General features: G+C 48.5%; 20 protein-coding genes. 3 read left to right on the forward strand and 17 right to left on the reverse strand.

Features of this window, described 5'->3' with window-relative positions; all coding sequences use genetic code 11:
- Positions 1–12 precede the first annotated feature (12 nt).
- Complete coding sequence (gene gatA, locus H525_RS0118620) at positions 13–1,473, reverse strand: Asp-tRNA(Asn)/Glu-tRNA(Gln) amidotransferase subunit GatA (protein WP_027417415.1); 1,461 nt, start codon at positions 1,471–1,473, stop codon at positions 13–15.
- Between the two features lie 15 nt (positions 1,474–1,488).
- Positions 1,489–1,779, reverse strand: coding sequence for an Asp-tRNA(Asn)/Glu-tRNA(Gln) amidotransferase subunit GatC (gene gatC / locus H525_RS0118625; protein ID WP_027417416.1), 291 nt, complete (start codon positions 1,777–1,779; stop codon positions 1,489–1,491).
- A gap of 288 nt (positions 1,780–2,067) precedes the next feature.
- Between gatC and H525_RS0118630 the strand changes: the two genes are divergently transcribed.
- Positions 2,068–2,823, forward strand: coding sequence for a polysaccharide deacetylase family protein (locus H525_RS0118630; RefSeq protein WP_027417417.1), 756 nt, complete (start codon positions 2,068–2,070; stop codon positions 2,821–2,823).
- Positions 2,824–2,952: 129 nt separating this feature from the next.
- On the opposite strand, the gene H525_RS0118635 is transcribed toward H525_RS0118630, so the two are convergent.
- The 13 genes from H525_RS0118635 to H525_RS0118695 all read right to left on the reverse strand — a co-directional run bounded on the left by H525_RS0118635 (position 2,953) and on the right by H525_RS0118695 (position 19,369).
- A complete protein-coding gene (locus H525_RS0118635; RefSeq protein WP_035101908.1) occupies positions 2,953–3,300 on the reverse strand; it encodes a YmaF family protein in 348 nt (115 codons plus the stop codon).
- A 269-nt stretch (positions 3,301–3,569) separates the two neighbouring features.
- Positions 3,570–5,594, reverse strand: coding sequence for an NAD-dependent DNA ligase LigA (gene ligA, locus H525_RS0118640; protein WP_027417419.1), 2,025 nt, complete (start codon positions 5,592–5,594; stop codon positions 3,570–3,572).
- Between the two features lie 19 nt (positions 5,595–5,613).
- Complete coding sequence (gene pcrA / locus H525_RS0118645) at positions 5,614–7,917, reverse strand: DNA helicase PcrA (protein ID WP_027417420.1); 2,304 nt, start codon at positions 7,915–7,917, stop codon at positions 5,614–5,616.
- Between the two features lie 208 nt (positions 7,918–8,125).
- Complete coding sequence (gene pcrB, locus H525_RS0118650; RefSeq protein ID WP_027417421.1) at positions 8,126–8,821, reverse strand: heptaprenylglyceryl phosphate synthase; 696 nt, start codon at positions 8,819–8,821, stop codon at positions 8,126–8,128.
- 134 nt (positions 8,822–8,955) lie between these two features.
- On the reverse strand, positions 8,956–9,264 hold the full coding sequence (locus tag H525_RS0118655; protein WP_027417422.1) for a YerC/YecD family TrpR-related protein: 309 nt from the start codon (positions 9,262–9,264) through the stop codon (positions 8,956–8,958).
- 133 nt (positions 9,265–9,397) lie between these two features.
- Positions 9,398–10,465 (reverse strand): DUF3048 domain-containing protein, encoded by a 1,068-nt coding sequence (locus H525_RS0118660; RefSeq protein WP_027417423.1) that lies wholly within the window; start codon positions 10,463–10,465, stop codon positions 9,398–9,400.
- 110 nt (positions 10,466–10,575) lie between these two features.
- Positions 10,576–12,480, reverse strand: coding sequence for a protoglobin domain-containing protein (locus H525_RS0118665; protein ID WP_027417424.1), 1,905 nt, complete (start codon positions 12,478–12,480; stop codon positions 10,576–10,578).
- 229 nt (positions 12,481–12,709) lie between these two features.
- Positions 12,710–13,417, reverse strand: a complete 708-nt coding sequence (locus tag H525_RS0118670) for an ABC transporter ATP-binding protein (protein ID WP_027417425.1) — start codon at positions 13,415–13,417, stop codon at positions 12,710–12,712.
- Entirely contained in the window at positions 13,417–14,193 is a 777-nt protein-coding gene (locus tag H525_RS0118675; protein ID WP_027417426.1) for an ABC transporter ATP-binding protein, read from the reverse strand. Before H525_RS0118675 ends, H525_RS0118670 begins: the two co-directional genes overlap by 1 nt.
- Positions 14,171–15,142: a branched-chain amino acid ABC transporter permease gene (locus tag H525_RS0118680; protein WP_027417427.1), complete on the reverse strand. Its 972-nt coding sequence runs from the start codon at positions 15,140–15,142 to the stop codon at positions 14,171–14,173. Before H525_RS0118680 ends, H525_RS0118675 begins: the two co-directional genes overlap by 23 nt.
- Positions 15,143–16,021 carry a branched-chain amino acid ABC transporter permease gene (locus H525_RS0118685; protein ID WP_027417428.1) on the reverse strand — a complete coding sequence of 293 codons (879 nt, stop codon included), beginning with the start codon at positions 16,019–16,021 and terminating at the stop codon, positions 15,143–15,145.
- Between the two features lie 103 nt (positions 16,022–16,124).
- Positions 16,125–17,288, reverse strand: a complete 1,164-nt coding sequence (locus H525_RS0118690) for an ABC transporter substrate-binding protein (RefSeq protein ID WP_051331166.1) — start codon at positions 17,286–17,288, stop codon at positions 16,125–16,127.
- 317 nt (positions 17,289–17,605) lie between these two features.
- Complete coding sequence (locus tag H525_RS0118695; RefSeq protein ID WP_027417430.1) at positions 17,606–19,369, reverse strand: adenine deaminase C-terminal domain-containing protein; 1,764 nt, start codon at positions 19,367–19,369, stop codon at positions 17,606–17,608.
- Between the two features lie 83 nt (positions 19,370–19,452).
- Here H525_RS0118695 and H525_RS24810 point away from each other — a divergent pair, with 83 nt between their 5' ends.
- A complete protein-coding gene (locus H525_RS24810) occupies positions 19,453–19,722 on the forward strand; it encodes a YgaP family membrane protein (protein WP_081413500.1) in 270 nt (89 codons plus the stop codon).
- Between the two features lie 249 nt (positions 19,723–19,971).
- The gene (locus H525_RS29090; protein ID WP_281172647.1) at positions 19,972–20,103 is read left to right on the forward strand and encodes an EYxxD motif small membrane protein; all 132 of its coding nucleotides are present in this window, start codon (positions 19,972–19,974) and stop codon (positions 20,101–20,103) included.
- Between the two features lie 67 nt (positions 20,104–20,170).
- On the opposite strand, the gene purD is transcribed toward H525_RS29090, so the two are convergent.
- The gene (purD, locus tag H525_RS0118710; protein WP_027417431.1) at positions 20,171–21,457 is read right to left on the reverse strand and encodes a phosphoribosylamine--glycine ligase; all 1,287 of its coding nucleotides are present in this window, start codon (positions 21,455–21,457) and stop codon (positions 20,171–20,173) included.
- Positions 21,458–21,474: 17 nt separating this feature from the next.
- Complete coding sequence (gene purH / locus H525_RS0118715) at positions 21,475–23,016, reverse strand: bifunctional phosphoribosylaminoimidazolecarboxamide formyltransferase/IMP cyclohydrolase (RefSeq protein WP_027417432.1); 1,542 nt, start codon at positions 23,014–23,016, stop codon at positions 21,475–21,477.
- Between the last annotated feature and the right edge of the window lie 8 nt (positions 23,017–23,024).

The raw sequence follows: 23,024 nt of genomic DNA on the forward strand, positions 1-23,024 counted from the left end.
TTTCTTACCCCCTTACAGCTTAGGACGAGCCTGGTGATGCTCCGTATTTTGCTCATACGCATGGGCAACACGAAGGACAGTCGCTTCATCGAAGGCCTTCCCTATGATTTGAAGGCCAACAGGCATCCCGTTGCCTGCAAATCCGCACGGAACGCTGATAGCCGGAATCCCCGCCAGGTTGACAGGAATGGTACAAATGTCTTCCAAATACATCGTTAACGGGTCATTTACTTTTTCGCCGATTTTAAAGGCGGTTGTCGGTGTGGTCGGTCCGATAATCACATCGTACTTACTGAATACTTCATCAAAGTCCCGCTTAATCAGCGTGCGAACCTGCTGCGCCTTTTTGTAGTAGGCATCATAATAGCCGGAACTTAATGCATACGTACCAAGCATGATGCGCCGCTTCACTTCCGGTCCGAGGCCCTGGCTGCGGGTTTCGCGATACATTTCAATGAGATTGTCCGCATTGTCGGCGCGCACACCGTAGCGTACCCCATCATACCGGGCAAGGTTTGAAGACGCTTCAGACGGAGCGATCAGGTAGTACGTTGGCACGGCGTATTCCGTATGGGGCAGCGTAACTTCCTCAACAACCGCGCCAAGCCCTTCCAGCACCTTAAGTGCAGCTGTAACTTTTTCTTTTACCTCCGCGTCAATGCCTTCGCCCATTAATTCTTTTGGAACGCCAATGCGCAAACCTTTCACATCGCCTGTCAACATGGAAATGTAATCCGGCACGTCTACATCGGCCGAAGTGGAGTCAAACGGGTCGTGGGCGGCAATCGCCTGCAGCACATACGCGGCGTCCTCCACATTTTTCGTAATCGGCCCGATCTGGTCAAGCGATGACGCAAACGCCACCAGACCGAAACGCGACACAAGCCCGTATGTCGGCTTCAAGCCAACAACGCCGCAATACGCGGCAGGCTGGCGAATGGACCCGCCTGTATCCGAACCAAGCGAAAAGTAAACTTCGCCCGCCGCAACGGATGCGGCAGAACCACCGCTGGATCCACCGGGCACGTAGTCAAGGTTCCACGGATTATATGTATTAAAAAAGCCGGAGTTTTCGGTTGAGCCGCCCATCGCAAATTCATCCATGTTCATTTTACCTATCATCACGGATTGGGAAGCGTGCAGCCTGTCCATAACGGACGCGTTGTAAATCGGATTGTAATTGGACAGCAGCTTGCTCGCACAGGTTGTGCGCAGATTCTCCGTGACGATGTTATCCTTAATTCCCGCGGGCAGGCCAAAAAGCAATCCTTTCTCCTCGCCGCGGGATTGCTGCTCGTCCAATTCTTTGGCCCGCTTCCGGGCATTCTCTTCATCAAGCGTAATAAAGGATTTTACCTTCTCATCCACCTGCTTGATTCGCTCAAACGAAGCGTCAACCAGGTCGGTTACAGTAATTTCTCCCTTATCGATATCAGTATGTATATCCATTAAACGTTTATCAAATAAAGACACGATGTATCCTCCTTTCTACTCCATTACCGCCGGCACTTTAAATTGCCCGTCTTCTTCATCCGGCGCATTGCGCAGGGCAAGCTCGCGATTGACAGACGGGCGTGCCTCGTCCTCGCGCACCACGTTGTACACATCCAGCACATGGCTGGTCGGCGCGATATTCGATGTATCCAGTTCATTCAGCTTTCCGGCAAATTCGAGAATCGCGTTCAATTGTTCCGTATATTTCACCGCTTCCTCTTCCGTCAGATTCAAGCGGGCAAGCTTCGCTACATACTCCACTTCCGTGCGGGAAATTGCACTCATCGTTTTACACCTCCTGTTTCCTTCATCACAGACAGATTTATGTCAATATAAATAACATGATACCAAAGAAGCAAAGGCCTCGCAACTTGAGGAATCTAAGGTGAACCGCGTCAAATATAAAAATTCTATAGTAAAAACAAACCAACACGTTCAAACTAAACACATAACTTATTCCTACATACGGTATGGTGACTGTTTATGAGGATAACACCGTTAACGCTTGGCCTCAAGTAAATACACCTATCGATATTGATGTAGGGCATGGTGGAATTGACGGAGGAGATAGACATGACTAAGTTGATTAAACACGCTATTCTAATCGGTCTTTTACTGCACTCTTTTGGGATGAACCAGAAAGTTGCAGAGGCGGCCATTAAAAACCGGGCATATTGGGAAGCAAAGGGAGATATTATTTGGGAAATAAATACAAAGGATAAAGTGATCGCTCTGACGTTTGACGATGGGCCTGATCCTCAATACACCCAACAAATACTGGATTTATTAGATAAATATGAGGCGAAAGGGACTTTTTTTGTGATCGGCAGCAAGGCCGAAAGCAATGCTTCACTTATTAAAGAAATGAAACAAAAAGGGCACGAAATTGCCAATCATACGTACCATCATCCGAATATGCGCACCATTAAGCAATTTACTTTACTAAGAGAAATCAATGATACTGATAATACTATTCATGCCATTATCGGTACCTATCCCGCTCTCTTCCGCCCACCAGGCGGGACATACAATGATAAAGTAGTCGAAGCCGCAAAAACCGGAAATCATTTGGTGGTGATGTGGTCATGGACACAGGATACGAAGGACTGGCGAAGTCCCGGTGTTCAAAAAATCGTAGACAAAGTATGTAAGAACGCTAAACCCGGAAACATTGTCTTGTTTCACGATTCAGGTGGAGATCGATCTCAAACAGTCAAAGCCCTGGAAATCATTTTAGATAAGTTATCGAAAGAAGGATACCGGTTTGCTACGGTTTCACAGATGATTTCCTTCCAAAACAAAAAGGTCGCTGCCTCTACCGGAAAGTAACCTTTCCTGTTTCATCATACTTCGTCATAGCAAAAGCGGCAAACGCTGCCCCGATTAGGGGCAGCGTTTTTACATGATTATTACTTGCTTTATTTTTACAGTAAAAATAGTACTAATTGAATAACTACGTTATACTCCTCTGCCTGTTCTTCCTTGATAATAGTGTACATGTCCATCTGCAACCGAGGTTTCACCATAAAATGCATGTACATGCCCTCCACCTGGCAGAGGAATGGCAGGTCCCGTTGTACCCCGGTAAGCATGTACGTGACCATCTGCAAATGTCGTTGTACCTGAATAATAATGAACGTGGTTATCTATGCCGCCTGGATTGACAGAAGTATACCCTTCCATAAAGTGCCTGTGTCCACGGGTGATGGTGGTATAGGTCGCATACGGATGTCTGTGCGGAGGCCCCGCTTTGACCTGCCAATTGATAAACTCAATATCATGCGAATGAGAATGGTTTCCTTCCATATCGTTCCCTCCATTGCTTTTGTATACAAATTTAATAAATTCAACGTGCGTAAAAAAGGAACGGCTAATTCACCTGGTTACTTAACTGTTTAGAAGAAACGGGAAATTTCGACACTAAAACAAGATGTATTTGCAAAAAAAAAAGAACATCAAGCCGCTTCAATGGGCTCGATGTTCTTTTATATCTTCAATCCAAATAAACGTTCTGTGCGCTTATATCCTCTATCCATGAAACGTGACTTCCCGTACGACTTAACCTGCTGGTGTTTTTAAGGCCACTGCCTCTCCTGCTCCCCGATCCACTCCAGGAAGGTTTGTTCATCAATCACCTGAACGCCGAGCTGCTCTGCTTTTTCCAGTTTGGACCCGGCTTCTTCACCGGCGATGACGAAGTCGGTTTTCTTGCTGACGCTGCCGGATACCTTTCCACCGCGCGCCTCGATCATTTCCTGTGCTTCTTTGCGCGTTAACTTTTCCAGCGTGCCGGTAAGGACAACGATTTTTCCGCTAAACGGAGAATCCTGATCGACTTCCTGCGGGCGCAGGCCTTTATATTCCATATTAACGCCAGCATCTTTGAGCCGGTTCAACGTATCTCCCACTTCAGGCATCGCAAAATATTTGCTGACGCTTTCCGCAATTTTCGTCCCGATTTCGTGGATGGCAACAATGTCATTGACCGGTGCATTTTTCAGCTCATCCATCGTCCCGAAACGCTGGGCAAGCAGCTTTGCGGCTTTCTCTCCGACAAAGCGAATCCCGAGGCCAAACAGCAGGCGTTCCAACGAGTTTTCCTTGCTTTTCTCAATCGCGGCCAGAATATTATCGACCGATTTTTCGCCCATACGTTCGAGAGCCAGCAGTTCTTCCCGGTTAAGGTAATAAAGGTCGGCCACACTGTGAATTAAGCCCTGTTCATGAAACTGGGTGACGACACGCTCCCCGATGCCTTCAATGTTCATCGCATTGCGGGAAACAAAGTGGATGATGCCTTCGCGGATTTGCGCCGGGCACTTCGGGTTGATACAGCGCAGCGCCACTTCTTCATCCAGCCGGACCAGTTCGCTGCCGCAGGCGGGGCAGTGGGTCGGCATTTCATACGGCTTCTCTTCACCGGTGCGCATGTTGGTTTTTACTTCCACGACTTCCGGAATGATGTCCCCGGCCTTTTTTACGACAACGTGGTCCCCAAGCATAATGCCTTTGCCGCGAATAATGTCCTCATTGTGGAGGGAGGCGCGCTTGACCGTTGTTCCCGCCAAGCTTACTGCGTCGAGTACGGCGGTCGGCGTTACGGCACCGGTTCGCCCCACGTTGACTTCAATGTCCCGCAGAATGGTTACCGCTTCTTCCGCCGGGAATTTATAAGCGATAGCCCAGCGCGGGGTTTTCGCGGTGAAGCCAAGCTGTTCCTGGTAGGCAAAGCTGTCTACCTTAATGACCATCCCGTCAATATCATACCCGAGAGTGTTCCGTTTTTCCGTCCAGCTTTGCACAAACGTAATTACATCTTCGATTCCGGTAAATTCCCGGCGTTCAGGATTAACTTTAAACCCGAGGCCTTCCAGCAGGTGCAGCGCGGCGCTGTGGGAAGCAACGGGCAGATCGTCCCCCACCAGGGAATACAGGAAAATGCTTAACGAACGCTCAGCAGCTATCTTCGGGTCCAGCTGCCGCAGCGACCCGGCTGCCGCGTTGCGCGGGTTGGCAAACAGCGGTTCACCCTGTTCTGCGCGGATAGCATTCAGCTTTTCAAACGCGCGGCGCGGCATATACGCCTCTCCCCGCACTTCAAAACTGTACGGCTCCTTTAGAACGAGCGGCAGGGCCCGGATCGTTTTTAGATTCTGGGTAATATCCTCCCCGGTTGTACCGTCCCCGCGGGTCGCCCCCTGCACAAAGCGGCCATTTTCATAGCGCAGCGAAACGGCCAGACCGTCTATTTTGAGTTCGCACACATAGCGAATCGGCTCCTCCGTCCCGATTGCCTGCCGGACACGCCGGTCAAAGTCCCGCAGATCCTGTTCGTCAAACGCGTTGCCCAGACTCAGCATCGGGGTCGTATGCTGAACTTTTTCAAAAGCATCCAGCGGTGTACCGCCGACCCGCTGTGATGGAGAGTCCGGGGTAAGCAGTTCCGGAAACTCTCCTTCCAGCGCGATTAACTCCTTCATCAGAAGGTCATACTCGTGGTCTGTCATTTTCGGTTCATCTTTTACATAATACCAGTAGTTCTGCTCTTCAATGGTTTCACGCAGCTCTTGGATTCGCTGAGTGGCCTGCGTCCGATCCATTCACGTTCGCTCCTATTCGTTAAACTTTCTCAATCGGGGCAAATTTGGCGAGCAGCTTTTTCACGCCAACCGGGTCAGGAAAAGCAATAGTGAGTTCGAGATCCACCCCATCGCCTTTTGCCATCACGACCGTGCCTTTCCCCCACTTCTTATGAGCCACTTTCTCGCCCGCTTTCCACTCCTGCGTCAAATCCGCACCCTGTGCCGCCTGCTGCTGTACGGCCGGACGGGAGCCGTAGGCGGATGTTTTCGCTGCCGAAACAGAAAAACCGGCTCGCCCTGCGGAAAAGGCGGACGCGCCGCCAGCGGACATGTCGGCGGATATCCCGCCTGCTGACATTCCCCGGGAACCTGTTCCCCATCTTTCCTCGACTGTTCCTTCTATCTGAATAAGGTGGGGCGGAATTTCCTCGATAAAGCGGGAAGGAGGATTCATTTTCGTCTGGCCGTACAGGGTGCGCATTCTCGCCCGGGTTAAAAACAAGTCATGCTCCGCCCGCGTGATTCCTACGTAAGCGAGACGGCGTTCCTCTTCCATTTCAACCTCTTCAAGAAGCGCCCGCGTATGCGGGAAAATTCCGTCCTCCATGCCGATCAGGAAGACAACGGGAAACTCCAGTCCCTTCGCGCTGTGCAGCGTCATAAGCACAACGGCGTTCCCTTTGTCCTCTTCTTCATCGAGCGTATCGATGTCCGCGACAAGCGCGAGGTCAGTCAAAAATGCAACGAGCGATTTATCTTCATTTTTCCGCTCGAATTCAATCGTAACGGATAAAAATTCATCTAAGTTTTCCAAACGCGAGCGGGCTTCAATCGTGCCTTCTTTGTGCAGTTCCTCTTTATAGCCTGTCCGGCTGAGCACTTCCTCAGCCAATTCCGTTACGCTCACGAATTCCTGCATCTGTTCGAGGTTGCGAATCAGCGTAGCAAAATCACGCACATACCCGGTTGTCCGCGCGGGCAATCCGATTTGCTCGACTTCCTGAATCGCCCGGTACATCGAAATCCCCTGCGACGCCGCATATGCCACAATTTTATCCACCGTAGCGGCGCCAATGCTGCGCTTCGGTACATTAATGATGCGGGTCAGACTCAAATCATCATCCGGATTGGAAATTAATCGCAGGTAAGCGAGCATATCTTTAATCTCTTTGCGGTCATAGAACTTCGTGCCGCCGACCATCGTGTACGGAATTCCGGACTTCACGAACACTTCCTCCACCACCCGGGATTGGGCGTTCGTGCGGTAGAGAACGGCAAAATCACGGTATCTCCGGCCTGTGCGGACCGCTTTCTGAATTTCTTCGACAATAAAATACGATTCCTTATGTTCACTGTCCGCCGTATAGACGCGAATCTGGGAGCCTTCATCGTTGTCCGTCCAGAGATTTTTTGCCTTCCGATTTATATTATTGGCGATGACATGGTTGGCCGCCTCCAGGATTTTCTTCGTGGAGCGGTAATTTTGTTCAAGAAGAATCACCTTCGCCGTCGGGTAGTCCTTCTCAAAGTTTAAGATGTTCGTAATGTCGGCCCCGCGCCAGCTGTAAATCGACTGGTCCGAGTCCCCTACGACACAGATATTTTCCGAGCCGGCAGCCAGCATCTGGACGAGCAGGTACTGGGCGCGGTTTGTATCCTGGTACTCATCCACATGAATATACTTAAATTTCTTTCGGTAGAATTCCAGCACCTCAGGCATCTGCTTGAACAGTTGGATCGTATTCATAATTAAATCGTCAAAATCAAGCGAGTTGTTGCTTTTAAGCTTTTTCTGGTAATACACATACACATCATAAGCGACCTGCTCGATCGGCCCCATCAGCGCCTGTCCGAACTGCTCCGGGCCTTTCAGCTCATTTTTTGCACTGCTAATGATGTTGAGGATCATTTTCGGGTCAAACTTTTTCGGGTCGATATTGAGCTCTTTTAACCCCTGCTTCACCACAGTAAGCTGGTCGCCCGAATCAAGAATGGTGAAGTTGCGACTGTAGCCAATCCGGTCGATATCACGACGCAGAATACGCACACACATCGAGTGAAACGTGGATATCCAGATGTCCTCGGCATCCGGACCAACGATGGCTGCCACCCTGTCTTTCATTTCGCGGGCGGCTTTATTTGTGAACGTGAGAGCCAGAATGCTCCACGGGGCAACTCTCTTTTCGGTTAGCAAATAGGCAATTCGCTGGGTCAGCACCCGGGTTTTTCCACTTCCGGCGCCGGCAAGAATAAGCAACGGGCCTTCCGTTGTGAGCACCGCTTCCTTTTGCTGCGGGTTTAAATCTTTTACAACATCGTCTTTATTTAAAAACGTATTCATCTCAAGGGCTCCTTTCTAAAAAACATGGCTGTTGCCTCTGTGCCGGTGAGACTATAGTTTCTCACCGCTAGCCGGACTTGCCCTTTACTACACTATTATATAATAAAAAGCGAACAAACGTATGGCTTTTTCGCAAAGAAAACTTGGCTAACGCCAAGCCAACGGCACCGGCGATAGCCTTAGTAAAAATCAGCCCATGCTGCTCTTATCAGACCGGGCTTCCCTTAACGGCTGCCACTGTCGAGAGGGCGGCAGCCACATCATCATATATGATATTTCCGACGACAATCGTGTCAGCCCATTGGGCCATCTCCGCCGCCTGTTCGGGTGTAGAAATTCCTCCGCCGTAAAAAATGCGGCTGTTATGTATTACTTTCTGCGCGGCTTTTACTTTCTCCGGGTCGCCGTAGACTCCGCTGTATTCCATATAAAAAATCGGCAGCTTCAGCATCTGATCCGCCAACCTCGCATACGCTTTGACACGATTCTCGGAGAGGTCCGTCTCGCTGCCTGTGAGGCGGGCCGCTGATGCATCCGGGTTGCCAATCACATACCCTTCGACAAAAACTTCGTCCCAGCGGATAAACGGCCCATACTCTTCCAACCCTTTCACATGCGCACCTAAAATCCACTCCGGGTCCCGGGCGTTTAAGACCAACGGGATAAAGTAGGCGTCAAAACCGGTCACGACCGCTTCGATGTTTGACACTTCCAGCGTACAGGGGACGGCATACCGGCGAATTCTTCCCAGTAAATCGATGGTATTGTCAAACGTAACATTCATCGTACCGCCAACGATGATAGCATCCGTTCCCGATTCACACACCGCTTCGAGCGTTGCTTCATCGATTTCTTTAGCCGGGTCGAGTTTAAACACATGACGCCATTTTTGAATCTCCAATATGACTGCTCCTCTCATCATCCTTATATCCTGCCTACATTATAAACAAAAATACGAGGGGGATACAAAATGAAAAGGAAGCCCCCATGGAAGCTCCCTCGTCTGATTTTAGTAAAGCTATTCTTCTGTCGCTGCCGTTATTCCTGCTTTTTTTGTGGTGTATGTACCCGTTCCAGCGCCATGAGGTACCCGCCGTTGCCATAGTTTAAGCAGCGCTTTACCCGGGAAATGGTCGCCGTGCTGGCGCCTGTTTCTTCTTCTATCTTGCTGTACGTTTGCTTTTCCCGCAGCATACGGGCAACTTCCAGGCGCTGGGCCATTGATTTCATCTCATTGACCGTACACAGGTCATCGAAAAACAAGTAGCATTCTTCCATTGAACTTAATGACAGCACAGCTTCAAACAACTGCTCCAATTCTTTTCCCTTAATTTTATCAAGCTGCATCAGGTTTGTCCCCTCCCCATAACGCTATAAAGATTCTTTATCCGAGTGATACTTTACAATTTTCACGAACTAAAGTGTTTCTTCCTTCTATCATAGGGGATAGGTGACATTTTGACAAGGAAATCGTTTTCTTTTAGTGGAATAACAGGTGTGCAGTTAACGTTGGCTGATTCGGCACAACATTTACCCACGTATGTCCGGGGTAGAGAGGCATTTCCTTGCCACTTCGGTACGCCCGGATTGCCCCATCCCTGCGTTCCCAGGTAATTTTCATCACTTTGCCGTGCTGGAATAAGTACCCGTCACCCGGTCCGTTGATATCAATTTCCAGCCTTCCTTCACTGTCGATAATTCTGTGCTGTGCCCCTACGACCAGCACGTTTACCGCCGATAACTGTTTTCCTGTCTCCCGGTCCAAATGCGGTTTGCCCGCTGTCCATCTCATATACAGTTTTTTTTCAGGATCATACACATAGCCTGCCGTATTTTGCTTGGAGTAGTGGACGGTAATCGTAGATGCAGTCTGTCCCTGCACCTGGTCTGTTTCGTTCATGAACGGAAACGCCGGTGCCGTTCCATCCAGTTTATATCCCTTTTTTAGAGCGCCTCTGCGCAGTTTTTCAACGCTTGTATATAAGTTGTGCGGCGCTTTACGGGAAGAATCTCGCCAGTATGCCTTGGGGTACGAATAAATCTCGTCCATATCGGAAGATCTGCCGCCGCTGCGGAGCATACCGAGCGCTTCCACACTCCCGCCCGCGTGGGAAATGATGGCGTCAAATCCATTGCTAATATCAACGTTGTACGGGCGCACACTTCGCACAGGTCCCACGACTCTGGGCGCCTCGCTTTGATAGAAGGCCATAAAGCGGGTAATCAACCCTTCTTCCAGGAGTTCATACACCATGTCCGCTTTATCCAAGCCCGACTGGGGCCTGGCTTTTGAATGGTTATTGACCATCACAGCAATCACCCGATCGCTATTTTCACGCGTTTCCGGCAGTCCTGTTAAAGGAGCGGTCAGACCCGAACCGGGGCGGAATCCTTCTGCCATAGATACTCCGGGAGGATCGGCTTCTGGTGCGGGCTTTGCGGGGCTTTGTATATGGGCGGCCGGAGAAGTGGCCGCGTTATTATTGCAGGCGGTTATGTTGATAACAACGGTAGCTATCAGTAACATCATGACGGTTTTTGAACCCATATTTTTTCGCCTCTTTTACATACGGTATTTGCGTCCTCCTATCATTCTTGTTAATTATCTCCATTTTAAAAACCTTTATCCAATACTATTGTTTATTTGCGAAAAAGTCTTCACGTGATTTCCTTAAAACGAAATTCCACAAAGTCGTCCCACATCTCGAGAAATAAATCAATTAACCGCGGATCAAATTGTGTTCCTTTGCCTTCAAGTAATGTTTCTCTCACCTGTTCCAGAGAGAACGGTTCCTTATAGACCCTTTTCGATAAAAGGGCATCAAACACATCGACAATCGCGACAATTCTCCCTTCCAGCGGAATGTCCTCTCCTTTAAGCCGACTGGGATAGCCCTTTCCATTCCACCATTCGTGATGGGTTTGCGCAATCCGGGCGGCCATCTGGATAATGGGCAAATCCATGTTGGCTAATATTTGGTAACCGATCTGTGCATGGGTCTGCATGTACTCCCTTTCTTCAGGCGTTAATTTTCCCGGTTTATTCAAGATCGAATCGGGAATTCCGACTTTTCCGATGTCATGGAACTGAGCGGCTGTACGAATGTTCTTTACAAAACTTTCATCACACCCCGCGAGGCGTGCCAGTTCCTCCGACAACATTCCGATCCGGTACACGTGGGCACCGGTGTCGTCATCCCGGAACTCCGCCAGCTGCAGCAACCCGTCTAGCGTATCAAATATCATCTTTCGCTCCCGTGTTTTATCCTGGATAATTAACAGCGCATGGGATAACCCAAAGATTTCATTCTGTGGGGTATGAAGCGCTTTGGTCGTATGCTCGGTGCACAGAAACATTGTCGCATGGGTTGATTTGGTTAGAATTGCGCAGTCGGTGCAGGGAAAGTTCCGCTGCCGTATCACCTGGTAACAGCGTTTGCCAACCAAACTCCGCTCTTCGTCCCCCGCCGCTCCATAAGGGGATTTCTGCATCGATTCATCTACCCACGTAATTCTCCCGAAGTCGGAAACACTGATTTCACACGCATAAATATCAAGAAATTTAAAATGCTGAAAGGATTGATAAGGTTTAAGAATATCCTGCAGCAGAGAAATCGTGAATTTCATCAGTTTTTCAAAGGCAGTTACGAAGCGGTACATTTTTGTATCCGCTTCCGAATTCAGGAAAATGTCCCGCATCGTTTGATTCAGGCATTCCCCTAGTACAAAATAGAACGGATATTGTACGGTTCCATCCAATACGAGGCGCGACCAGTCGCGAATCACACGATGATACGCTTCTAAATCCATATAAATTTTATCCTGGAAAAATTGGAGAAGAAAATTAAAAGCAAAGTCCCGGAACTTCGTATAGTCAAAGGAGCCTTTCATTAGGAGAGGAGCACTTTTCTCCGCATGGACGCTAAACAGTTCCCAGAAACGTTCAATAATTTTGGAGACCCTGAAAGAAATAAACCCGCTGAATTCATCAATCAGCCGCAAATCTTCATCGGTAAATCCGATCAGATGGCGAATTCGATCCATTTCATAACGCAGGGGATGGACCGCGTGTTCCATTTCTACACGATTATACGATTCTAAAACAATTTGCGTATCAAAGGAAAAAACAGCTTGCAGCGCGTTAATTAATAGAATCGATTCTTCCGGAATCTCGCGTTCAATGACTTTCGACAGAATCTCTAAATATTTGGCATACGTCGCAATATACCACTGTAGTCCTAAGCCGATGGTAAAATGCACTTTCCCTATTAAATAGCGATTCTGAATATAACGGTCATCGATTTTTGCGGCCAGAATTTCTAGTAGGTACTGCTTTTGAGTCAATTTTAATTGCTCTAATGTACTACGTCGATTAATGATATTCCGCAACTCTTGCACCTGATAAATCTCGTTATATAACGACTCTACCACTCGATCCACATAGGGCATCAGAATCGTACTATATTTGTTTAGCAATTGTAATTTTTCTTCATTTACACCGGAATAGTCCAATTGCTGCTGTCTCGCTTCACTCGTCACATGTATATGAGTATTTTTCTTCACAGGATCACCTCCTCTTTTCATATTATCGTAATTTTCTATTTATGTTGATACTTTTTACCTAAACATTACCCAATCTTTTTATTGTTGCTTTATAATAGATAGTCATAAAAAACTATATTATTAGTGTGAAAGTTGATAATTGAAATATAAAAATGCGAAAAGCCTGCTCCCCGTCTATTCAACCGAGAAGCAGGCTCTTTGCCTGTCCAAGGCAGACTTATGCATCTGATTAGTGTCCACCGAGGTATGCCATTTTAATTTGGTCACTGGCATTTAATTCTTCAGGCGTACCCGAAAGCACCACACGCCCTGTTTCGATGACGTATGCGCGGCTTGCGATGGACAGAGCCATATGGGCATTCTGTTCCACCAGCAGAATTGTTGTACCGTCTTTGTTAATTTCCTGAATAATTTTAAAAATGGTTTTTACAAGGAGTGGGGCAAGTCCCATCGAAGGTTCATCCAGCAGCAATAGTTTAGGACGCGCCATGAGCGCCCGCCCCATTGCTAGCATTTGCTGTTCGCCCCCGGACAGCGTGCCGGACAGCTGTTTTCTGCGCTCAAGCAGCCGCGGGAACAGCTCATAAACTTTTTCAAAATCACTACGGATTCCATCCCCGTCTTTTCTTAAAAATGCACCGAGTTCCAAATTTTCCTCTACCGTCATATTGGCAAACACCCTTCGCCCTTCGGGAACATGGGAAATTCCCTGTTTGACAATCGTTTGCGCGGGTTTGCCGCCAATCGGGTTCCCCATATAAGATATGGCGCCTTGCTTCGGCTTCAGTAAACCCGAAATCGATTTGAGCAGCGTGCTTTTTCCGGCGCCGTTTGCCCCTATCAGGGTGACAATTTCACCTTGATTGACTTCAAGAGATACCCCTTTTAACGCGTGAATATTACCGTAGTAGACATCGATTTGGTCAACGTTAAGCATCAGGAAACCTCCTCGCCCAGATAGGCTTCAATGACTTTTGGATTGTTGCGGATTTCTTCCGGTGATCCATGGGCGATCAGCTGGCCGTGATCCAGTACGTAAATGCGTTCACAAATCCCCATTACTAATGACATGTCGTGCTCGATTAACAAAATGGTCAGATTGAATTCCTTCCGGACAAATGCAATCAGTTCCATTAATTGATTCGTTTCCTGAGGATTCATCCCGGCTGCCGGCTCATCGAGCAGGAGCAGATCAGGTCCTGCGGCAAGGGCCCGGGCGATTTCCAGGCGCCGCTGCTGCCCGTATGGAAGATTCTTCGCCTTCTCGTCTTTAAAGGGATCCAAATTGAAAATTCGCAGAAACTGGAGCGCCTTTTCTTCCATTTCTTTTTCTCCTTTGAAAAAAACAGGCAGGCGGAGGATGGAACTGAGGACGGAATGTTTAGCCAGCGAATGGTACGCCACCTTCACGTTATCGAGAACCGAAAGCTCCCCAAAGAGCCGGATATTCTGGAAGGTCCGGCTGATCCCTTTTCTGGTAATCTGATAGGGCGGCAGCCCGTTAAGTTTATCGTTATTAAACATGATGTTGCCCTCGGTAGGTACATAGACACCGGTTAACAGGTTAAAAAATGTGGTTTTCCCCGCTCCATTCGGACCGATTAAGCCGATAAGTTCTCCCTTGTTAATTTCAACGTTCACCCCGGAAACAGCCTTCAGGCCACCGAATTGTATTCCTACCTGATCGACTTTAAGCAGCGGTGTGTTTGCCATTCGACTTGCCTCCTTGTGCACCCGGTCGCTTGATAAATAATTGGGTCAGTTCCTTCGTGCCCATCAACCCTTGAGGGCGGTACAGCATCATCACGATCAAAACCAGACTGTAAATAACCATCCGTGTTTCCGGATAATCCTGCAGGTAGGTAGAGATGATCGTTAACAGAATCGCGGAAATAACAGAGCCGGACATACTGCCAAGCCCACCCAGTACCACAAATATTAAAATATCAAACGACTTAAGAAAGCCGAAATTGGTTGGCTGAATAATATAGAAGTTATGAGCGTAAAGCCCCCCGGCAATTCCCGCAAAAAAAGAACCGATAGCAAAGGCCAGAACTTTATATAACGTTGTGTTAATCCCCATCGCATCGGCGGCAATCTCATCTTCCCGGATCGAGATGCATGCTCTTCCATGAGTCGAATTCGTAAAGTTGACGATGACGATGATCGTAACAAGCATGCAGATAAATACGGAGGTCCAGTCTGTCATATGGGACACCTGCATTCCGCTGGCTCCCCCAACGTAGTCGACATTTAAAAAGACAATCCGGATAATTTCCCCAAATCCGAGCGTAGCAATCGCCAAATAGTCACCTTTCAGGCGCAAGCTCGGGATTCCAATTACAAGGCCGGCAAGCGCGGCCACAATTCCACCCGCGAGAAGAGCCAAGACAAAAGGAAGCTGAAGTTTCATCGTAAAGATAGCGGAAATATAAGCTCCGACCGCTAAAAACCCGGCGTGTCCAATGGAGAATTGCCCTGTAATCCCGATGATCAGGTGCAAACTTACCGCCAGAATGATGTTTATTGCCATATAAAACAGGGTATTCACATAAAAAGGATTCAGAGTAGAAGAAGATATTAAGTATTCCATAATTCCGTAGAAAACGAAAGCCAGGAAAATCGATAGCCAAAAGCCTTTTGTCTTTTTCATCTGGCTCACCTACACTTTCTCTTTCATATTTTTTCCGAAGAGGCCGGATGGTTTAAAAACAAGAATTAAAATAAGGACAACAAAGGCGACGCCATCTCTCCACAGCGAATAGCCGGCAGCACTTACCAGGGATTCAATAACCCCGAGAGCAAGACCTCCAACCATCGCGCCCGGAATAATGCCAATTCCGCCGAGAACAGCTGCTACGAACGCTTTTAAGCCCGGGATAATACCCATCAGCGGTTCGATTTTTATATAATAAACGCCAAAGATAACTCCGGCCGCACCTGCCAGCGCCGACCCGATGGCAAAAGTAGCGGAAATCGTATTATCTACATTGATTCCCATCAAGCGAGCTGCATCCGCATCATATGAAACCGCTCTCATTGCTTTTCCTATTTTCGTACGATGGACAATAAATTGCAGAATAACCATAAGCGCCAGCGATACTCCTAGAATAAGCAGGGATTGGCTGCTGACCGTAGCGCCAAAAATTTGAAAGTTCCTGGAAGGAAGCGCGTCTCCGGGATAGGCTTCCGGTTGGGCTCCACGGAGATAAATCGTGCCGTATTCAATAAACAGGGAAACACCGATGGCCGTAATTAACGCGGCGATTCTTGTGGCGTTGCGCAGGGGCTTGTACGCGATTCGTTCGATTAACACCCCAAAGGCGGCGCAAACGACCATCGCAAGCAGCAGTGCCGGAAAAAAGCTTAACCCCATGCCGGTAATGGCATAAAACCCAACAAAGGCCCCGACCATAAAAACGTCGCCGTGGGCAAAATTAATTAACTTAATAATTCCGTATACCATGGTGTAACCAAGAGCAATTAAAGCGTATATACTTCCCAGTGAGATACCGTTGATAAGCTGCTGTACCAGTTCCATCGTTCGCACTCCCTCTGTGCCGCACTCCACGTTATAATGCGGGAATGTATCTTGATAAATTCGGAATGGGGGTTGCCCCCCATTCTTTGATAAACACTATGAGTTACGGATTCACTTTTGTTTCGAATTTTTGTTCTCCGTTTTCATACTTAAGGACTGTGGCGGATTTAATCGGGTCGTGGTTTTTGTCAAGCGAGAACGTTCCTGAAACGAGAGATAAATCTTTCGTCTGAGCCAGGGCATCTTTCACTTTTACAGGGTCCAAACCGCCGGCCCGCTTGATGGCATCCGCGAGGAAATAAACGGAATCGTAGCCCAACGCATTAAAGCCGTCCGGTGTTTTTCCGCCGTACTTGGCTTTAAAGTCTGATACGAATTTTTGGATTTTCGGATCCTTATCGCCGGAGGAATAGTGGTTCGTAATGTACGTATTGTTAAGCGCGTCTTTACCGGCGAGCTGAACGAGCTTAGGCGAATCCCAGCCGTCTCCACCCATGATCGGTACGGTAATTCCCAATTCACGGGCCTGTTTTACGATGAGGCCCACTTCTTCATAATAGCCCGGGAGGAAGATAAATTCCGGATTGGCTGCTTTGATACGTGTAAGCGTCGCACGGAAATCGGTATCCTTTGCAACATACGCTTCTTCATCGACAATCTGGCCGCCGTTTTTCTTGAACTGGTCTTTAAATGCAGAAGCTAATCCTTTTGCATAGTCGCTGGAACTGTCCGCAAACACAGCCGCTTTTTTCACGTTCAATTTCTTGGCGGCAAAGTTAGCGGCTACGGTTCCCTGGAACGGATCGATAAAGCATGTGCGGAACATATATTCATTGACCTTGCCATCCGCTCCCACGGTAATCTTAGGATTCGTTCCGGAAGGGCTGATCACCACGGTCTTATTATCTGTGGCAACCTGAATCTGTGCAATCGTATTGCCGCTCGTTGCAGAACCGATAATCGCGTTAACTTTATTCTGACTTGTCAGTTTAAGAGCGGCACTGGTCGCTTCAGCGGCATCGGATTTGTTATCCACTTTCACAACCTCGAATTTTTTCCCGTCTACGCCGCCTTTGCCGTTAATTTCATCAATGGCTAAATCCACACCCTCGGCAATGGATTGACCATAAGAAGCAACGGCACCGGACAATTCAAGGTTTTCCCCTACTTTAATGGTGCTTCCGGCAGAGGCGCTACTTGCTGGCTGGCTATCTGACGAGGCCCCGGTTTGCTTGGCTCCGCCGCAGCCGGCAAGCACCCCTGTCATAAGAAAAGAAGTAAGTAAAAGACCTGTTATTTTTTTCTTCACTTTTTAACCCCCTGTGCTTCAACAATTTTTAAAACAGTAAAAATAATGGTACGACTTTCCTTTATTGTTAAGCAAAACTCACCCCCTATATAGTTGTTTGATTACATAATTTAAGTAACATTGTGAATAACGGTATTTCTCTGAAAATAATTTTAATGGATTATTCTTTCTGCGTCTAGTCATTCACGTATTTATTTTCAAAACAATTCTATTATTATGTTATAAAAAATATATTACTTCTTTACTGTACTACTAAAAAGCGAAAAAGCGATACTCTACAAACGCCTCGACGGATATAATACGTCCCCTGTTTTGACGTCCACGATTCCTTCAGCTGCGAGTCGAATCGACGGGAGATGGAAGGCGGTTAAAAACAGCAGAGAATAAATCGGATCAAGGTGGCGGTATCCCCGTTCCTCAAGCAATGCAACAAGCTGTTTAGCCTCGCGGATCAGGGTATTCATCGGGTCCATGGACATAAATCCGTTTAGTGGAAGAGGAAGTGAGAACAAGGTGCATTGATTTTCCGTTAAAACAATCCCGCCCCCCATGTTGATCACCTGATTAACAGTAAAAGCCATTTGTTCGTCATCTTTGCCGATAACGAGAATGTCTCCCGAAGCGGTATACGTGCTGGCAAGGGCACCGGGCATGTTCGTGAATCCCTTAACAATGCCCTGTGTCACGCGATTTCCCTTTTTATCTATCGCGGCAACAAATTGATAATCCGTAAGCTCACGCAAATCGATCTTTCCATTGGCCGCAGGAAGTCTTTCGTCCGATTTTTTTGTGATAACGGCGTTTGGCATGGTGATCACCGGAATCTCCTTCCCGGGATCGTCCATAGAAAACCAGTCTGCTGATGCCTCCCAATCAATTGTCAGCGGCTTCATCCCCCATTTTTTCCATTGGCCATCAGGAAACGGCTGCAGGATCCGCCCGCTTTCCGCGAGAATTTTACCGTTCACCATCACCCTGACCGGGGTTGGGTTTTCAATGTCTTCCAGGAAAAGAATGTCGGCGATTCTACCGGGTGCAATGCCTCCGATTTCATCGTCCAGACCATAATAAACGGCCGGATTCAATGTGGCCAGCCGGTAAGCAATAGCAGGCTCCAGCCCTTCCCGCATGGCAAGAGACAAAAGGTCATCAACCAGTCCGTTTTCCAGATACGGCGGAGTAGACCCATCGGTCGTCAGCATGATGCGATCCCACGCCGTGTGTCCTTTCGCCAGCAATTGAGAAATCAAATCGGGAACGTCCGGCCGAATGGAGGAATGGCGCAAATGGGCATACAAACCAAGCCGCAAACGCTGTATGACTTCATCCCCGGTTATTGCCTCGTGGCAGGCCGTTACGCCGGCAGCGGCTATCGAGTTTAATGTTTCGAATGAAGCTCCCGGATTGTGTCCTTCCACCCGCAAGTGAAGCTCTTTGGCCATCCGCATACCTTCCACCTGTACCTCATCCCCGGCTAACAGATTCACCCAGTCCGTCAATTCGCCCGCCTGAATGGCACGCGGGTGTTCCATAATTGTGCGAATGCGCTCCACCGTATATTGGTTTACTAAATCAGGATGCCTGGATTGGGCATCAAGCCTGGCCCACCAGAATATTTTGACCGGGAGTTCCATGCTGTAATCAAATAACTCCAGCACATTTTCCAGCGGAAGGTTATTAAAAAACGTAAGATTGTCCATGAGCAAGGTCGTTGTGCCGCGGGTTAATGCATATTCTCCAAGCGTTTTGACATTATAAAACTGAAAGGGATGCGAGTGAGGCTCTATGTAGCCAGGAACAAGCGTATAATCGTCCGCTTCGATAATGAAGGTATTCTGATCTATAAGCGGCTCTTTACTTCCTGCGTAAGCGATGCGATCCCGACACAGCGCTACGTGCTGGCGTTGAATTTCCCCGGTGTAAACGTTTAATACGTTTGCATTTTTAATCCATGTGGTTGCCGGGCGAATACGGCGGGACGTTTCAATCAGGTGAACAAGCCCTTCTTTGGAAAGCGGGCGAAGCGGTTTCTGTATCATGAGCGACCTCCTTTTTTTTAAATCGTATCATTGTAAAAATATTTTGTCATGTCTAAAAGAGTTCATAAGGAGGCAGTCAACGAATGAGAAAAAATGTTGGAACCATCGATGCTCTTATACGAATCATGATCGGACTGGCTGGCTTATCCTGGAGCACAGCGTATATGGTACGCCGTCCCAACCGGAGAACCCCTGTTATCATGTCGCTGATGTTTGGAATGAAAGTGGCGGAAGGAATTGTCCGGTTCTGCCCTATGCTGGCCGCCATGCGCATAACTACGATGCAATCGTGTGACGCGGACAAGAGCGGGATGCCGTATCGTATTAAAAAGTATCCGCGCAGTGAGCGGTAAGCGAATTGGGGGCCTAAAGGCACCTCCAAACGGAAGAGAAGCACTGGGTAGCGGGAAAAAAGCAAAAATAAACTATTCTCGATGCATCTCTCATACTTTTCTCTAACGGTGAATTCCCTTATCCGCTTGATCTTGGTTATTTTTCCGTTGATAAAATTTCCCTTACGCTAAGCCGCTGGCGCTTGCTTAGTTACAAGAAACCGGCATGCTCACGCTGTGAGTATGCCGGGTAAAATAGGAGGAAGTTTAATGGGTCGATTACTTTGGGAAGTGTTTAGTGATCGTTTATACGTTACTTTATCTATTATCGGGGCCGTTGCGGTTGTCGTTTATATGTGGGTGAAGGTGAACGACAAATCGAAAAGCCGCTATAAGTCGTAACCAATAGGGAAAGATTACGTGCAAGGTTTATCTGTAAGGCTTGAATAAAAGCGTTAGCGTTTTAGCATTAACGTTTTGCCCGACTGGCAGCCTGGCGCAGGGCTTTGTCGCCGATATCCTTGCGGTAGTGAGCGCCTTCGAAGGAAATGGTCAGGATGGCGTCATACGCTTTATCCTGGGCTTCGTACAGATTTTCTCCAATGGAGGTTACGCCAAGTACCCGTCCGCCGGCTGTTACGATTTCCCCGTCTTTTTCAGCTGTTCCTGCATGAAAGACCATCAGTTCTTCCGTATTTTCAGGCAATCCTTTGATCACTTTGCCTTTTGGATAGGAACCCGGATAGCCTTGTGAAGCCATGATAACACAAACAGCGGCTTCCTTTTTCCATTCCACTGCGCAATCCGCGAGCCGGCCTTCCAGTACGGCCTGAAAAATATCAGCCAGGTCACTCTCAAGGCGCGGCAGCACAACCTGTGTTTCCGGATCTCCAAAACGCGCATTATATTCAATCACCTTCGGCCCTTTATCCGTTATGATCAGTCCCGTATACAGAATCCCGCGAAAAGGACGGCCCTCTTTTACCATGGCACGGGCCGTAGGTTTTATAATCGTCTCAATCGCTTGCTGAATCAGTGCATCATCCATATGGGGCACCGGCGAGTACGTTCCCATGCCACCGGTATTGGGCCCTTTGTCGCCGTCAAACACCGGCTTATGATCCTGCGACGGAACCATCGGAACGACTGTTTCCCCATCCACAAAGGAGAGAATCGTCATCTCTTCCCCTTCGAGGTATTCTTCGACCACAACCCGGGCACCGGCCTCACCGAATACACCTTCCAGCATCATCGATTTGAGGGCGTCTTCCGCTTCCTCCAGTGAAAAGGCCACCGTCACACCTTTGCCCGCCGCAAGTCCGTCCGCTTTTATTACGATGGGGGCTCCCTGCTGTCTCACATAATCCAGCGCCTGTTCATAGTCGGTAAATGAGCGGTATGCACCGGTTGGAATCCCGTACTTCTCCATCAAATCCTTGGCAAACGTTTTGCTTCCTTCAATGATCGCGGCAGCCTTTCTCGGCCCGAACACGGCAAGTCCCCGCTCCTCGAAGTCGTCTACAATTCCCTGTAAAAGCGGATCTTCAGGCCCAATCACCGTCAGGTCGATGCCTTCCCTCTGGACCAGTTCAGCCAGCGCTGCAAAATCATTGACACCAATTGACACACACTCCGCCAGTTTAGCTATTCCCGGATTTCCCGGGGCACAGTATACTTTTGTAACACGGGGGCTTTGCGCCAGCTTCCACACCAGCGCATGCTCACGCCCGCCACTTCCGACAACAAGCAGCTTCATATTGTGTCCTCCCTCGATTAATGCTTGAAATGACGAACGCCTGTGAACACCATGGCGATGCCGTATTCATTCGCGACTTTAATGGAATCCTCATCCCGGATGGAGCCGCCCGGTTGGATAATGGCGGTTACACCGGCCTTTACCGCTTCTTCAAGTGTATCAGGCATCGGGAAGAACGCATCAGAAGCCATCACGCTTCCTTTTGCCTTGTCCCCTGCCTGTTCAATGGCAATGCGCGCCGAACCCACGCGGTTCATCTGCCCGGCGCCAACGCCAATTGTCATATGGTCTTTGCATAGAACGATCGCATTAGATTTTACATGCTTCACAATTTTCCAGGCAAAAAGCAGCTGTTTCACTTCTTCGGGCGTTGGCTTCCGGTCGGTCACGACTTCAAGGTCGTGTTCGGTTACCTGCTTGGCGTCCTCACTCTGGATGAGCATCCCGCCTTCTACCGTGGCCATTTTCCATTCCACGCTGTCTTTTGCCTTTACTTCACCGAGTTCAAGCAAACGCAGGTTTTTCTTCGATTGCAGAATTTCGAGCGCTTCGTCCGTAAAATCGGGTGCCATGATAATCTCAAGGAAAATTTCTTTTAACGCCAGCGCCGTATCCTTATCAATCGTGCGGTTTGCTGCAATAATCCCGCCAAAAATAGAAACAGGGTCGGATTCGTACGCTTTCTGGAATGCTTCGAAAATCGTCGCCCCGGTGCCTACCCCGCACGGATTCGTATGCTTCACAGCGACGACCGCGGGTTCGGAGAATTCCTTTACGATGCCGAGGGCCGCATTTCCATCGTTAATATTGTTGTACGATAGTTCTTTTCCGTGCAGTTGTTTCGCGGTTGCAATATTCCCTTTCGGGGCGAGCGGGGCGCGATAGAACGCCGCTTCCTGGTGCGGATTTTCCCCGTAGCGGAGGTCCTGGACTTTTTCATACGTCACCGTATACGTTTCCGGCATTTCTTCATCGACCTGTTCGGACAAATACTGGGAGATTAACGCGTCATAGGCAGCCGTATGGCGGAACACCTTTGCGGCAAGCTTCCGGTTCGTTTCTTCCCTGATGTTCCCCGATTTTATTTCTTCAATCACGCGGCCATAGTCGGCCGCATCCACGACAACGGTAACGAAGGCATGGTTCTTGGCCGCAGAACGAAGCATCGTCGGTCCGCCGATATCAATATTTTCAATCGCATCTTCAAACGCAACATTGGGCTTGCTAATTGTTTCTTTAAATGGATAAAGGTTCACTACCACGAGATCGATCGGCGTAATATGATGCTCCGCCAACTGCTGCTGGTGCTTTTCACTCGTGCGAACGGCGAGAAGCCCGCCGTGGATATTCGGATGCAGCGTTTTAACACGCCCGTCGAGAATTTCCGGAAACCCGGTGACTTCGGAAATACCGATTACGTTCACGCCGGCTTCTTTTAACAGGGCGGATGTTCCGCCGGTAGAGATGATTTCAACACCGAGTTTTTCGAGTTCCCTGGCGAATTCAACGACCCCTGTTTTATCCGAAACACTGATTAAAGCACGTTTAATGACACTCACGTTTTTTC

The organism is Aneurinibacillus terranovensis DSM 18919 (assembly GCF_000430625.1).
In the GTDB taxonomy this organism is placed as follows: domain Bacteria; phylum Bacillota; class Bacilli; order Aneurinibacillales; family Aneurinibacillaceae; genus Aneurinibacillus_B; species Aneurinibacillus_B terranovensis.

Bases quoted from the DNA above. Each gene is read 5' to 3' on its own strand.
- gatC (WP_027417416.1), bottom strand. From the start codon at position 1,779: ATGAGTGCAATTTCCCGCACGGAAGTGGAGTATGTAGCGAAGCTTGCC.
- H525_RS0118630 (WP_027417417.1), top strand. From the start codon at position 2,068: ATGACTAAGTTGATTAAACACGCTATTCTAATCGGTCTTTTACTGCAC.
- H525_RS0118635 (WP_035101908.1), bottom strand. From the start codon at position 3,300: ATGGAAGGAAACCATTCTCATTCGCATGATATTGAGTTTATCAATTGG.
- ligA (WP_027417419.1), bottom strand. From the start codon at position 5,594: ATGGATCGGACGCAGGCCACTCAGCGAATCCAAGAGCTGCGTGAAACC.
- pcrA (WP_027417420.1), bottom strand. From the start codon at position 7,917: ATGAATACGTTTTTAAATAAAGACGATGTTGTAAAAGATTTAAACCCG.
- H525_RS0118655 (WP_027417422.1), bottom strand. From the start codon at position 9,264: ATGCAGCTTGATAAAATTAAGGGAAAAGAATTGGAGCAGTTGTTTGAA.
- H525_RS0118660 (WP_027417423.1), bottom strand. From the start codon at position 10,465: ATGGGTTCAAAAACCGTCATGATGTTACTGATAGCTACCGTTGTTATC.
- H525_RS0118670 (WP_027417425.1), bottom strand. From the start codon at position 13,417: ATGCTTAACGTTGACCAAATCGATGTCTACTACGGTAATATTCACGCG.
- H525_RS0118675 (WP_027417426.1), bottom strand. From the start codon at position 14,193: ATGGCAAACACACCGCTGCTTAAAGTCGATCAGGTAGGAATACAATTC.
- H525_RS0118685 (WP_027417428.1), bottom strand. From the start codon at position 16,021: ATGGAACTGGTACAGCAGCTTATCAACGGTATCTCACTGGGAAGTATA.
- H525_RS0118690 (WP_051331166.1), bottom strand. From the start codon at position 17,288: ATGACAGGGGTGCTTGCCGGCTGCGGCGGAGCCAAGCAAACCGGGGCC.
- H525_RS0118695 (WP_027417430.1), bottom strand. From the start codon at position 19,369: ATGATACAGAAACCGCTTCGCCCGCTTTCCAAAGAAGGGCTTGTTCAC.
- H525_RS24810 (WP_081413500.1), top strand. From the start codon at position 19,453: ATGAGAAAAAATGTTGGAACCATCGATGCTCTTATACGAATCATGATC.
- H525_RS29090 (WP_281172647.1), top strand. From the start codon at position 19,972: ATGGGTCGATTACTTTGGGAAGTGTTTAGTGATCGTTTATACGTTACT.
- purD (WP_027417431.1), bottom strand. From the start codon at position 21,457: ATGAAGCTGCTTGTTGTCGGAAGTGGCGGGCGTGAGCATGCGCTGGTG.